This window comes from Chitinophaga sp. RAB17, from assembly GCF_052114225.1.
GTDB lineage: Bacteria > Bacteroidota > Bacteroidia > Chitinophagales > Chitinophagaceae > Chitinophaga.
This window is the reverse complement of sequence record NZ_JBFREI010000002.1, coordinates 1,091,104-1,104,050: the sequence shown is the minus strand read 5'-3', so window position 1 is coordinate 1,104,050 and position 12,947 is coordinate 1,091,104. Positions and strand designations below refer to the sequence as shown.

12 protein-coding genes are annotated in these 12,947 nt (G+C 44.6%); 7 read left to right on the top strand and 5 right to left on the bottom strand.

Annotated elements, in window-relative coordinates; all coding sequences use genetic code 11:
- Positions 1-179: 179 nt before the first annotated feature.
- The 4 genes from recG to tgt all read right to left on the bottom strand — a co-directional run bounded on the left by recG (position 180) and on the right by tgt (position 6,320).
- Positions 180-2,273, bottom strand: coding sequence for an ATP-dependent DNA helicase RecG (recG, locus tag AB4Z08_RS10530; protein WP_441573956.1), 2,094 nt, complete (start codon positions 2,271-2,273; stop codon positions 180-182).
- Between the two features lie 106 nt (positions 2,274-2,379).
- Positions 2,380-3,705, bottom strand: coding sequence for a citrate (Si)-synthase, eukaryotic (locus AB4Z08_RS10525; protein ID WP_441573686.1), 1,326 nt, complete (start codon positions 3,703-3,705; stop codon positions 2,380-2,382).
- A gap of 366 nt (positions 3,706-4,071) precedes the next feature.
- Positions 4,072-5,151: an LptF/LptG family permease gene (locus tag AB4Z08_RS10520; RefSeq protein ID WP_441573685.1), complete on the bottom strand. Its 1,080-nt coding sequence runs from the start codon at positions 5,149-5,151 to the stop codon at positions 4,072-4,074.
- Between the two features lie 38 nt (positions 5,152-5,189).
- Positions 5,190-6,320 (bottom strand): tRNA guanosine(34) transglycosylase Tgt, encoded by a 1,131-nt coding sequence (gene tgt, locus AB4Z08_RS10515; RefSeq protein ID WP_441573684.1) that lies wholly within the window; start codon positions 6,318-6,320, stop codon positions 5,190-5,192.
- 218 nt (positions 6,321-6,538) lie between these two features.
- Here tgt and AB4Z08_RS10510 point away from each other — a divergent pair, with 218 nt between their 5' ends.
- Both AB4Z08_RS10510 and rsmG read left to right on the top strand, forming a co-directional pair.
- Positions 6,539-7,678 (top strand): glycosyltransferase, encoded by a 1,140-nt coding sequence (locus tag AB4Z08_RS10510; RefSeq protein WP_441573683.1) that lies wholly within the window; start codon positions 6,539-6,541, stop codon positions 7,676-7,678.
- A 574-nt stretch (positions 7,679-8,252) separates the two neighbouring features.
- Positions 8,253-8,882 (top strand): 16S rRNA (guanine(527)-N(7))-methyltransferase RsmG, encoded by a 630-nt coding sequence (gene rsmG, locus AB4Z08_RS10505; RefSeq protein WP_441573682.1) that lies wholly within the window; start codon positions 8,253-8,255, stop codon positions 8,880-8,882.
- Here the strand turns inward: rsmG and AB4Z08_RS10500 are convergent.
- Complete coding sequence (locus AB4Z08_RS10500) at positions 8,879-9,760, bottom strand: cation diffusion facilitator family transporter (RefSeq protein ID WP_441573681.1); 882 nt, start codon at positions 9,758-9,760, stop codon at positions 8,879-8,881. The two genes, rsmG and AB4Z08_RS10500, sit on opposite strands and share 4 nt — an antisense overlap.
- An 89-nt stretch (positions 9,761-9,849) precedes the next feature.
- Between AB4Z08_RS10500 and AB4Z08_RS10495 the strand changes: the two genes are divergently transcribed.
- The 5 genes from AB4Z08_RS10495 to AB4Z08_RS10475 all read left to right on the top strand — a co-directional run bounded on the left by AB4Z08_RS10495 (position 9,850) and on the right by AB4Z08_RS10475 (position 12,914).
- On the top strand, positions 9,850-10,437 hold the full coding sequence (locus tag AB4Z08_RS10495) for an RNA polymerase sigma factor (RefSeq protein ID WP_441573680.1): 588 nt from the start codon (positions 9,850-9,852) through the stop codon (positions 10,435-10,437).
- 18 nt (positions 10,438-10,455) lie between these two features.
- Positions 10,456-10,902: a hypothetical protein gene (locus AB4Z08_RS10490; RefSeq protein WP_441573679.1), complete on the top strand. Its 447-nt coding sequence runs from the start codon at positions 10,456-10,458 to the stop codon at positions 10,900-10,902.
- Between the two features lie 12 nt (positions 10,903-10,914).
- Positions 10,915-11,124 (top strand): hypothetical protein, encoded by a 210-nt coding sequence (locus tag AB4Z08_RS10485; protein WP_441573678.1) that lies wholly within the window; start codon positions 10,915-10,917, stop codon positions 11,122-11,124.
- Between the two features lie 194 nt (positions 11,125-11,318).
- On the top strand, positions 11,319-11,885 hold the full coding sequence (locus AB4Z08_RS10480) for a DinB family protein (RefSeq protein ID WP_441573677.1): 567 nt from the start codon (positions 11,319-11,321) through the stop codon (positions 11,883-11,885).
- 36 nt (positions 11,886-11,921) lie between these two features.
- Positions 11,922-12,914, top strand: coding sequence for a patatin-like phospholipase family protein (locus AB4Z08_RS10475; protein ID WP_441573676.1), 993 nt, complete (start codon positions 11,922-11,924; stop codon positions 12,912-12,914).
- The last annotated feature ends 33 nt before the right edge of the window (positions 12,915-12,947 follow it).

Sequence of the window (12,947 nt, the reverse complement as noted above, 5' to 3'; positions counted from 1 at the left end):
TTTTGTACTTAATAACTAATATAATACTATAAACGCAGAAGCCTGTCAAATTGTTACGGTCGGGAGAACACAAAACTTCTGATGCGAAGAATAATAGGCTAAATGGGAAACAAGGTGAAATGGCTGCCTCAGAAGCTGTTTTACTTTATCACGTCATCAATTAATAAACGTTAAAATCCTCAGGAAATTTTACTCCAGATAGATTTACTTCGCTGGGCGGCCAAAAATTCCTTTAATGCCTGATTTTCAGGCAACAATAAATCGGTGTCTTCTTCCAGTATCTTTTCGGCACTGGCGCGGGCAGCATCCAGAATGGGCTTATCTGCGATGATGTCTGCCAGTTTAAAGTCCAGTACCCCACTTTGCCGGGTTCCTTCAATATCGCCGGGGCCTCTGAGTTCCATATCTTTCTCTGAAATAATAAAGCCATCATTGGTTTGTACCATCACATTAATCCGCTCTTTGGAGTCGTTACTCACCTTATTACCGGTCATGAGTATGCAAAAGGACTGTTCAGCCCCTCGCCCTACCCTGCCGCGCAACTGATGGAGTTGTGACAGGCCAAAGCGTTCTGTGCTTTCTATGACCATCACAGAAGCATTGGGCACGTTTACACCTACTTCAATCACTGTAGTGGCTACCATGATATGTGTATCTCCGGATACAAAACGCTGCATATTGGTTTGCCGCTGCTCTGCCGGCTGACGCCCGTGTACCATACTGATATAGTATCGCGGTTCGGGGAAAAAAGCTTTCACCTCTTCATATCCTTTCATCAGATTTTCATAGTCCAGCTTCTCTGAATCTTCAATCAGCGGGTAAACAATATAAGCCTGCCGGCCTTTTTTAACTTCTTCCTTAATAAAATCCATTACCTGCGGGCGCTGATACTCAGTGCGGTGCACGGTGGTAATAGGCTTACGTCCGGGCGGCATTTCGTCTATAACAGATACATCCAGATCTCCGTAGATCGTCATCGCCAGCGTTCTTGGTATAGGCGTTGCCGTCATTACCAGTATATGTGGTGGTATACTATTTTTTTCCCATAGCCGTGCCCGTTGTGCCACACCGAAACGGTGTTGCTCATCCACGATGGCCATCCCCAGGTTTTTAAACTGTACTTCTTTTTCCAACAGCGCATGCGTACCTACCAGTATATCAATAGTGCCGTCAAGCGCCTCCTCCAGTATCTTTCGCCTTGCTTTGCCTTTGATGCTGCCGGTGAGCAATGCCACCTTTACATCCATTTTTTCCAGTAATTCCGCAATACCTTTATAATGTTGCTGCGACAGGATTTCTGTAGGTGCCATCAGGCAAGCCTGAAAACCATTATCTTTTGCCAGTAGCATCGATAACAATGCCACCATGGTTTTGCCACTTCCTACATCTCCCTGCAGCAAACGATTCATCTGACGCCCGTGTACAGTATCTGTTCTGATTTCTTTCAGCACTCTTTTTTGTGCACCCGTTAATGAAAAAGGAAGATGGTGATTATAGAATTCATTAAATGATTCGCCTACTGCACCAAACACATAACCATGTGACTGCTTATGTCTTTTCAGCTTTAACCTGCATATACGTATCTGCGCGATAAACAGTTCTTCAAATTTCAACCGCCGCTGCGCCAGTCGCGCATCATCTTCATTAGCCGGCTGATGTATCCTGAAATAGGCCATGGACCTGGGCATGAGACGATACTGCTGTAATACTTCCAGTGGAATATTTTCCCTTATCTCCAGGGGAGATAATTGCTCGAGTAAGTTCTTTGTTAATTTTCCTATAGCCTTTGCCGTTAGTCCGCGGGCTTTCAGTTTTTCGGTAGTATAATATACCGGTTCCAGGAATTGTTTCCCGGTAGCAATTTCTTCGGTGAGTAAATCCAGTTCAGGGTGCGCCAGCTGTGTTACGCCATTGAATACAGAGATACGGCCAAATACAAGGTAGGCTACATTTTCACGCAATGACTTTTGCATCCACTGCCAGCCCTGAAACCAAACCAGGTCAATGGTGCCTGTTTCGTCCTTGAAAGTGGCGACCAGTCTCTTAGCCCTGTTTTCGCCCATGACCACCATATTGATGATCTTACCGCGGATCTGCACAAAATCCTCGTAACCGCTCAGGGACGCGATTTTATCTATCCTGGTACGATCTACATAACGGAAAGGGAAGTATTGCAGCAGGTCGCCAAAGGTATACACCTTGATTTCTTTGCGCAGCAGTTCACCTTTCTGGGGGCCTACGCCTTTCAGGTATTCTATCGGATTGGATAATATGGCAGTAAAAGTAGAAATGGCAATTTCGATTTTATGAGGAACAAAAATAAAAAAGGCAAATGGTAAAAATTCACCACTTGCCTCTTTTAGTAAAAAACAATTATAACTATTCGGCTATTGCATCTACTTTACCTTCAACAAACTGCTTCATCCACTCTGTGGTAACAGATTTTGGTCTTTCCAGGGAAAGGCCTAAAGCTCTGTCCCAGCAAAGAGATGCCAGTACACCCAGTGCACGTGAAACACCAAACAATACGGTGTAGAATTCATATTCTACCAGACCATAATGTACCAGCAATGCGCCGGAATGTGCGTCTACGTTAGGCCATGGGTTTTTCACTTTACCCAGGTCCTGCAGAATTGGAGGAACAGTTTCGTATACCATCCACACAATTTTCACCAGTTCATCATTAGGAAGATGTTTTTTCGCAAACTCCATCTGCGCTGTGAAGCGGGGATCTGTTTTGCGTAAAACAGCGTGGCCATAACCCGGTACTACTTTACCATCAGATAAGGTTTTGCGTACATAGGCTTCGATTTGTTCTTTGGTTGGTACGCCACCGCCCAGTTCTTCCCGCATTTGCAGGATCCACTTGATCACTTCCTGGTTAGCCAGTCCGTGTAAAGGACCTGCCAGACCATTCATGCCTGCAGCGAAAGAGAGGTAAGCATCGCTCAGTGCGGAACCTACCAGGTGAGTAGTGTGTGCGCTCACGTTACCACCTTCGTGGTCAGCGTGAATCACCATATAAAGACGCATCAGTTCTTTGAATCCTTCGTCAGAGTAACCCAGCATATGTGCAAAGTTACCTGCCCAGTCCAGCATGCCATTGGGCTGTATGTGCTGTCCACCTTTATATTTGCGACGATATACATAAGCAGCAATACGTGGCAGGCGGGCAATGAGGTTCATGGTATCCTCATAAGTATGACTCCAGTAATCTTTTTTATTCATCCCTTCTGCATAAGCATGTGCAAAAGAAGATTCTGTCTGCAACGCCATGATACCCACATTAAACATGGTCATCGGGTGAGCAGTAATAGGCAACGCTTCAATAGCATCAAATACGTGGTTGGGTACATGAGAACGGCGACCCCACATGCTGGACAGATATTGTACATCTGCTTCAGTAGGTAATTCTCCAATCAGCATCAGGTAAAATAAACCTTCCGGCAGCGGCTCTGCACCACCTGGCGCTTTAGGCAAATGATCCCTTAATTCCGGAATAGAATATCCGCGAAAACGAATTCCTTCATTGGCATCCAGCAAGGATGTCTCAGTTACCAGGCCGGTGATACCGCGCATACCCTGGTAAACCTGTGCCAGCGTTACTTCTTCAATCTTTTTAGTGCCGTGATTCTTTACCAGGTCTTTTACTTCAATGTTAAGTTCATCTGCTTTAACCTTGAATTTCTCTTTTATGTACCCCATTTTACTGCTATTGTTATTAATGAAAACAAAATCGATCAATAGTCAAAAGTAATGATTTGTTAACGAAGTTACCACCATTTCGTGGTATTTAATGCCAAATTAACAACGATCTGCCGGGGGAAGTATAAGGAAATATGGCTGCAGTAAGGCAATATAATCACCTCATTTAAAACATATTAAACAGTAATAATAATATATATTTATACAGACGTTAAAGAAATGTAAAATTTTCAGAATGAATTGAAAATATTGAAAGAAAAATCTTCGAAAAAATAATGCTGCACACAAAAGAAAGTGAGGATATCAAAAATAAAAAGGCGGCATCACCATCATGATACCGCCTTCAAAAAATCTTTTCACAACGCATCATTTAGGTGCGCGGCGATATAAATAGAGGGCCAGCCCGCCAAATAATATATTGGGGATCCATACGGCCAGCAAAGGGTTCAGATCTGCCTTCACCGAAAATACCGTTGCAAATTGAAGGAAAATAATGTAGCTGGCGCTGATCACAATACCGACTGCCAGGTGCAAACCACTTCCCCCTCTTACCTTTTTGGCAGCAATAATGCCTCCGATCAGGGTAAGAATAACCACTGCAAATGCAGCCGCTGTTCTCCTGTAATACTCTACCCAATAGGTATTCAGGCCCTCAGATCCACGGATGCTTTCTCTTTGTATGAACTTTCTGAGGTCGGGTGTTGTCATCGCTTCCTGCAGGTTCTTTTCATCTACCAGGTCTTTAGGCAGCAGGGCCAGTTTTAACAAGGTATCCTGTTTACTGCTCCATTGTTCCTTCAAACCGTTCATACTGCGCATCGTCACATAATCCAGTCGCCATTTTTTGGTGGTGGAATCCCAGGTAATGCGATCCGCCTTCATTTTGAAGGACATGTTTTGTTTATCTACGATCGCCAGGGTAAAGTTACTCCCACTCTTATAATTGGGATCGTAGGTACCAAAGGTCACATAAGTAAAGCTGTCGATACGGGTGGTACGGTTGTATTGCGATTTCTCATCATCATGGTTATGGAGGTACTTGTTTTCAAAACCGGTACGGATGCGGTTTGCATTGGGTACCACCCAGTAGTTAGCCAGCCACAGGATACCACCAAACAGGAAAGCCCCCATCCAGTAAGGACGGAGAAAACGGCGAAAACTCACGCCCGCCGCCAGGATGGCGATGATCTCGGAGCGATACGCCATCTTGGAGGTAAAAAATATAACAGATAAGAATATAAAAAGTGGAAACAGTAATGCGAGGATATGCGGAATAAAACCGAAGTAATAATCTACTATAATTTCATGCAGCGACAGATGATGTTTCATAAAGTCATCTACCTTTTCTGTCGTGTCTATCACTACAGAAATCAATAGGAATATCATCAGGGAATAAATGAAAGTACCTATGAGCTTGCGTAAAATGTACCAGTCAATTTTAGTCATGACCCCAAAGATATTAGTTTATTTTATAGTCCGAACTTTTACAGGCGTGTTTTCAGCTGATTCACCATACTGGTTTTCCAGGTGGCAAAAGTACCGGCCAATATTTGTTTACGGGCTTCCTGTACCAATTCCAGGTAAAACGCAAGGTTATGGATACTGGCCAATGTCATGCCTAAAATTTCCCCTGCCACAAACAAATGACGCAGATAAGCCCTGGAATACTTGCTGGTAGCAAAGCAGGGACTATTCTCATCTATAGGGTTAAAGTCAGTCGCCCATTTTTTATTACGGATGTTAATAACGCCATTCCAGGTAAACAACATACCGTTACGGCCATTACGGGTAGGCATTACGCAATCAAACATATCTACACCCAGGGCTATATTTTCGAGGATATTCCAGGGGGTACCCACTCCCATCAGGTAGCGGGGCTTGTCGACTGGCAGCACTTCGCACACCAGGCCGCACATTTCGTACATCTCATTTTCCGGTTCTCCTACACTGAGGCCACCAATAGCATTGCCGGCGCAGTTACGGGAGGCAATGAATTCAGCAGAAACCTTGCGGAGGTCCTTATAGGTACTGCCCTGCACAATCGGGAACAACGTTTGTTCATGACCGTAGGCAGGCTGCGTATCACTAAGGCGCTGAATACAGCGGTCGAGCCAACGGTGAGTGAGGTCCATTGACTTACGCGCATAACGGTAATCAGACGGGTATGGCGGGCATTCATCAAAGGCCATAATAATATCGGCCCCGATAGTGCGCTGAATATCCATCACATTTTCCGGTGTGAAAAGGTGACGGGAGCCATCAATATGTGATTGGAATACCACCCCTTCTTCTTTAATCTTGCGGTTGGCCGCCAGGGAAAATACCTGGTACCCGCCACTATCAGTCAGAATAGGACGATCCCAGCCATTAAATTTATGTAATCCACCTGCCAGAGATAATACCTCCAGACCCGGCCTTAAATATAAATGATAGGTATTGCCAAGGATAATCTGCGCCTGTACGGCTTCTTTCAATTGCTCCTGTGTAACAGCCTTTACGCTGCCAACAGTACCAACCGGCATAAAAATGGGCGTTTCTATTTCCCCGTGGGCAGTGGTGATTTTCCCGGCCCTGGCATTACTGCCACTATCTGTAGTTATCAGTTCAAAATTCACTCATCCTGTATTTGAGGCGCGAAGATAAGCAGAAAGCATAAAGGAGAAAGCAAAAAGCTCCCGAAACGAATGACCCGAACGGATAAATTTACCCGCAAATACCGAGGGTACGCTTCAATCATTCGCTTCGATAGCTTTTTGCTTTCTCCTTTATGCTTTCTGCTTCCCCCAAACAATTCTTTTACAGATAATAAAAATATTATATTTTTGCCAGCATTATGCTGGAACATCTAAGTGAAATTGCCTTATACTTTTTTGCTGCCGTTGCGGGGATACAGATCATTTATTTCCTTTTTGTCTTTTCCCGGGTTGCTTTTTATAACCGTAAATTTGACCTGGACCACGCACCGGACGGGCCCTTTTCAGTCATCATCTGCGCAAAGGATGAAGAGTTAAACTTACAGAAAAACCTTCCGGGAGTACTCCAACAACGGTATCACCATCACATGAAACCTGAATATGAGGTGATTGTGGTCAACGATAACTCCGAAGACGATACCAAATATTACCTGCGTTCTATTGAGCCGGGTTATCCACATTATCGCCACATAGAAATTAAACAGGCGGCAAAATTCATTCCCGGCAAAAAATATCCTTTATCTATTGGCCTGAAAGGCGCCCAGTATGAAACGGTATTGCTAACGGATGCTGACTGCAAACCCGGCAGCACTTACTGGCTTTCTTTCATGAGCCAGGGATTCACCGGAGAAAAAGAAATTGTACTTGGATATGGTGCTTACTATAAAAAGCCAGGCTTCCTGAATAAGATCATCCGGTATGAAACCTTTTTCAGCGCCCTGCAACACCTGTCCTTTGCCATGAGCGGCATGCCCTATATGGGCGTGGGCCGCAACCTGGCTTATAAAAGAGAACTGTTTTTCAAACATAAAGGCTTTACCAGCCACCAACACATTGCCAGTGGCGATGATGACCTGTTTGTAAACACTGCCGCCAACAGAAAAAATGTAGGTGTAGTTATTGATAAACAAGCGTTTACCTATTCAGAGCCCAAACAGAACTGGAAAAGCTGGTTCAGACAAAAAACCCGGCACATGTCTACCGGCAAGCATTACCGCTTCGGCCACAAGTTTGTCCTGGGATTATTTTCACTGACACATTTCCTTTTCTACCCCGCCTTTATCATTGGACTGTTTTTCCCACCACCGGTACTCTGGTACGTGCTGGGCATCTTTGGTCTGAAAGTGCTGGTACAATCCATTATCACCTTTGCCGCCATGCGCAGATTGGATGAAAGTGATTTGTTTAAGTTCAGCTGGCTGATGGATATTTTTATGGTGCTGTATTATATCATCTTTACACCGGCGCTGTTATTCAAGGCGAAGGCCAATAAGTGGTAAGCGCGATTTTTTGTCTTTTTCCAGGATTATACTGATTTAGATGATTTTCAATCTACCCGGGAAAAAACTTCCCCGGGTTAGGTTACTTTCGACTGCTACCCACCCAGCATCGTGCCGCTTTGGCATAGCCTGCTATAGCAGCGCTACTATGGCCGATTCTGGTTAACTCACCCCCGCATCAAGTCCACCTCAAGTCCACATCAAGTCCACCTCTGGTGCAGTGCTTCTATAGGTACTTAGCGGGTGCTAAGCATAGCATCGGCAGCATCACCATAATGAAGAGGTCATGTTGACCATAATGATGGGGGTTCTTAATGCACTATATCTTAAAAGCGTATTTAGAGACAACGAAGATAAAATTCCTACTAAAAATATCCGTGATGCAGGCTTTCGGGCAGATGGCGCAGGTTTGGATCTATAGCATTCTTCCTTTATAGATGGACTAAAATTTATGCTTAAAATTTACACTATTCCCCAGGTTTTCAACTTGATCCCTAAATCAGTATAATCCTGGAAAAGACAAAAAATCGCGTTAATCATCAAAAAACAGGCTAATCCTCCCTACTTTTGCGCAATGGAAATTATTTTAAAATATTTCAGCGACTTTACACCAGAGCAGTTGTCGCAGTTTGAGGCCCTGAAGGGATTGTATGAAGAGTGGAATGAAAAGATCAATGTGATATCCCGTAAAGATATTGAGGCCTTATATGAAAAACACGTATTACATTCTCTTAGTATAGCCGCTATTGCGGATTTTCAGCCAGGCACACAAATCCTGGATCTCGGCACAGGTGGTGGATTTCCTGGTATTCCGCTGGCCATCTTCTTTCCGGAAGTACAGTTCCACCTGGTAGATTCCATTGGCAAAAAGATCAAAGTAGTACAGGGCGTAGCGGAAGCGCTGCAGCTGAAAAACGTGACAGCAGCGCATAGCCGGGTTGAAGATATCAAGAACCGCAAATTTGATATTGTTGTTTCCCGTGCGGTGGCCCCATTGGGCGACCTTTGGCGCTGGAGTAAACCCGTACTGAAAAAGTCGGTAGTACCCGGCAAGCAATTCGAGAAGGGCTTAATTTGCCTGAAAGGCGGCGACCTGGCCCAGGAAATATCGGACAGTGGCTTAAAACCAAAGTTGCTGAAAGTATATGATATCTTCCCGGAAGAAAGCTTCCAGGAGAAATTTGTGGTATTGGCTAAAAGCTAAAAATACCCGATTTCCAGTGTAGAGTGGCGAATGCCCAGGTGTTCAAGTTCATGACGCAGTTCCTTTTTTAATGCTTCTGTTCCGGCAGCATCCAGTTGCGGATCAACTTTCACCTGGGCGGTGAGTGCATTTTCTGTTGTACTGAGCGCCCACACATGAATATGGTAAATATCCTGCACCCCTTTCACTGCCAGGGCTGTTTTCCTTACTTCCTGCAGGTCAATATTCTTTGGCACCCCATCCATAGACAAGCGTAAACTATCTTTTAGCAGTCCCCAGGTACCCAATACAATAACTACCATTACAATGATACTCAACAGGGGATCCAGCCAATACCACTTTGTGTAGATGATAACAATGCCAGCTACAACGGTCGCTAAAGACACCAAGGCATCCGCCGCCAGATGCAGATAAGCTCCTTTAATATTGAGATCTTTTTCTTTGTCCCTGAAAAACAACCAGGCCGTAAATGCGTTGATACCAATGCCAATGGCGGCAACAATAGCGATAGGCGTTCCCTGCACTTCGTAAGGCTCACTGAAGCGGCGGATAGCCTCATATCCTATAATACCGACTACAATCAGTAAGAGCATGGCGTTAAAGAGGGAAATAAGTATTGTACTTTTGCGGTATCCATACGTATACCCTGGGTTGGACGTTATTTTAGCCAGGCGGAAAGCCAGGAGTGACAGGGCCAGGCTGGCCACATCGCTGAGATTATGGCCGGCATCGGCCATGAGCGCCAGGGAATGGGTGATAAAACCGGCTATAAATTCTGCCGCCACAAAAATCAGGTTAAGGGTAATTCCCCATATGAAAGCCCGGTTAACCTTGGTGCCATCCAGACCAGAGCCCGGATTGTGAGCGTGATCATGCATAAAGGACTGATTTCCTGTTCTGTAATTTAAACAGATTTTTTTCTGTAATTATAAAATATCCTCGCCGTTGTTTCGTCATCCTTATTAAGATGAAACAGCTGGTCCTTACAAATAACATCATGGCCATAGAGCAAAACGAACGCATACAGGCAGCCGTGAAGCAGGAACGCAAGCGATTGCTGCATTTTATCCGGCAACGGGTAAATAATGCGTCCGATGCGGAGGATATTTTACAGGATGTTTTCTATCAATTCACCGAATACCTTAGACTGGGAAGCCAGGTAGACTCCATTACCGGGTGGCTGTTTGCCGTAACCCGCAACAAGATCACCGATTGGTTCCGTAAAAAGAAAGAAACTCCTTTTTCTGACTATACTCGCGAGATAGAAGGCGAAGAAGTATTATTTCTCCCCGAATTACTTTCCGACAAAAACCAGGAGGCAGATACGCCTATGATGAAGAAAATCATGTCTGAAGCCATTATGCAAGCCATTGGTGAGCTGCCGGCGGATCAAAGACAGGTATTTCTACAGCATGAACTGGAAGGTAAATCTTTTAAAGAAATGAGCGAAGAAACCGGCATTGGGGTAAATACCCTGCTGTCACGCAAACGCTATGCTGTACTGTTCCTGCGGGAACGCCTGACAGAACTGTACAACGAATTTTTAAACGACTGATTTTAAATTATTAAAGATATGAGAAACGAATACGGCAGAAGAAATGGAGGACGCATCGCCAAGTTCATTGTCTTCGGGATAGTGTTTATGGTAGCGGTGGGATTTGCCACCATGCAATTGTGGAACTGTCTGATCCCTGAACTGTTTCATGGTCCGGTGATCTCCTACTGGCAGGCATTAGGTCTCCTTTTATTAGGTAAACTCCTTTTTGGCTGGCATAATCACCATAACTCCTGGAACGACAAATGGAACCGGGGCCGCGAATGGAAAGAGAAACTCCGTCAAAAAATGTCCCATATGACACCCGAAGAACAGGATAGAATGAAAGAGGCGCTCCGCAACCGCTGCAGACCCGGGTTTGGTAGAACCAGACGCGAGGAATGGGAAAGGTACTGGTCAGATGATACCAATGATACCAGGAAGGGACCCGATGATCAGAAAAACGAAGAAAAAGAATCACACTAAAAATATTGTGCGATGATAGGTATATTCAAAACCAATATAGACAGCCTGGAAGACCGTCAGCAGATGATCCAGGCCATAGCATCCAGCTTCCCGGTTGGGTCCTGTCATGTAGATCTGGACGATTGCGATAAAGTATTACGCATTGCCGACTTACAGGTGGAAGAGGATATTATTATAGAATTCGTTCAAAAAAAGGGCTTTGAGTGCCAGGTACTGGAATAATTTAAGTTTTTATTAACGGTACATCAATATTCCCGGGCCAACCAGCCGATTTACTATACATTTAACTTTTTAATATGTAAAAAGCTATTGGCCGCCTCGCAAATCTGACGTAACTTCAAAGAGAATGCAGTGGCCCGGGTATATTGAATAAAATGTCTGGAAATGTGTTTCTGAACCCTCTAAATTTCGCTCCTATGTACCTGAACCAGCACGAGATCCAATCTCTTCTCAATAAAAGCTTCGACAATTTCGTAGATTTTGTCAATACGCTGCCGGATATACGTTTTACCGCTTCTCCATACGGTAAATGGTCGGCTGGTCAACAACTGGATCATCTTACCAAATCTATCAGGCCCATTAGCAGTGCATTGGGATTTCCCAAAGTTACCCTGCGCTATTTCGGCATCAGCCAGTCACCCTCACGCCCCTACGATAAACTGGTAGCCGACTATCAACATGCATTGAACAATGGCTTCAAGGCAGGCAGGGCCTATCAGCCAGGCGTGATTTATCAGGCCCAGCGTCCGGCACTGCTGCAGAGTTTTCTTCTTCAGAAAATAAAATTATCAGATAAACTCCTCACCTGGTCAGAAACTGACCTGGATAAATATCGTCTGCCACATCCCCTGTTAGGAAAAATTACCATCAGGGAAATGTTGTATTACATCGCACATCACAATCAGCACCATCTCTCTAAATTAAAAGATCAGGAACTGCAGGGCCATACCTGGCAAAACCAATTGCAGCAACTTATATTTTGATTTTTTAATTAAATTGTCCCTACCTAAAAAATCATCATGGCTACCACTGCGTTAGTCATCAGCGGCGGCGGCTCCCGGGGCGCTTTTGCTGTTGGCGCCCTCAAATACTTATATACACAACATCCTCCTATTGCATTTGATCTTTTTTGCGGAACCGGTACCAGCGCCCTCATTGCACCACTCGCTGCCCTCGGCGAAATTAATTTGCTCGAAAAATTATTTACCAGCAACAGCACCATAGATATCGTGAACACCAGCACCATGATGCAGCGATTTCCACAAAATAATTCGCTGTATAATGCCACCGCATTAACACATAAAATCAACAATATCTTTACAGACGCCAGGTTTCGCGCGCTCCAGCAGTTACAGGAAGAAGTATTTGTAGCCGGAAAATGCCTGCAAACAAACCGTACTACTTACTTCTCTCCCCGTAGTAATGACGCCGTAAAAAAAGACTACGACATTGTATCACTTCACGACAACTATACCTTCCGCGAAGCAGTACTGGCATCCTGTAGTATGCCCGTGTTTATGCCGCCAGTGGAAGTAGCTTCACTGCCAGACCATGTACAGCAATTTACCAACGGAGGTGGCGCACACTACAATCCCATCCAACTGGCTATAGATAAAGGTGCTACCACTATTTATGCCATCCTGCTTACGCCCGAAATACCAGGAGAAGAAGACCTGCACTTTAAAAATCTGTTGGATATACTGGAAAGACAGGTAGATCATACTACCAACGAAATGGCAGGACTGCAGCTATCCGGTTTTATCAATGATTCACTCACCTATATCGAAGCAGTAAAAAATAAAATGAAAGCGGCCGGGATAACTGCCGTAGATGATTATTTCGATGTTCCTGTAAATCCTTTCCATGAAAAGAAAGCGATAACCTTACATATTATCCGGCCACAACAGGCGCTGGATGTACATATGGGAGGATTGGAGTTTGTTCCCGCTGCCATGAAGGAGATGCTGGAAGCAGGAGAAAGAAGCGCCGCTGAAATCATGCGGGGAAAATAAAAATCTTAAAAAACGGGGCTGATTGGTATCAGC

Excerpts from the sequence above, each read along its gene's own strand:
- rsmG (WP_441573682.1), top strand. The coding sequence starts at position 8,253 with ATGGAAATTATTTTAAAATATTTCAGCGACTTTACACCAGAGCAGTTG.
- AB4Z08_RS10485 (WP_441573678.1), top strand. The coding sequence starts at position 10,915 with ATGATAGGTATATTCAAAACCAATATAGACAGCCTGGAAGACCGTCAG.
- AB4Z08_RS10480 (WP_441573677.1), top strand. The coding sequence starts at position 11,319 with ATGTACCTGAACCAGCACGAGATCCAATCTCTTCTCAATAAAAGCTTC.
- AB4Z08_RS10500 (WP_441573681.1), bottom strand. The coding sequence starts at position 9,760 with ATGCATGATCACGCTCACAATCCGGGCTCTGGTCTGGATGGCACCAAG.
- AB4Z08_RS10475 (WP_441573676.1), top strand. The coding sequence starts at position 11,922 with ATGGCTACCACTGCGTTAGTCATCAGCGGCGGCGGCTCCCGGGGCGCT.
- AB4Z08_RS10495 (WP_441573680.1), top strand. The coding sequence starts at position 9,850 with ATGAAACAGCTGGTCCTTACAAATAACATCATGGCCATAGAGCAAAAC.
- AB4Z08_RS10525 (WP_441573686.1), bottom strand. The coding sequence starts at position 3,705 with ATGGGGTACATAAAAGAGAAATTCAAGGTTAAAGCAGATGAACTTAAC.
- AB4Z08_RS10490 (WP_441573679.1), top strand. The coding sequence starts at position 10,456 with ATGAGAAACGAATACGGCAGAAGAAATGGAGGACGCATCGCCAAGTTC.
- AB4Z08_RS10510 (WP_441573683.1), top strand. The coding sequence starts at position 6,539 with ATGCTGGAACATCTAAGTGAAATTGCCTTATACTTTTTTGCTGCCGTT.
- AB4Z08_RS10520 (WP_441573685.1), bottom strand. The coding sequence starts at position 5,151 with ATGACTAAAATTGACTGGTACATTTTACGCAAGCTCATAGGTACTTTC.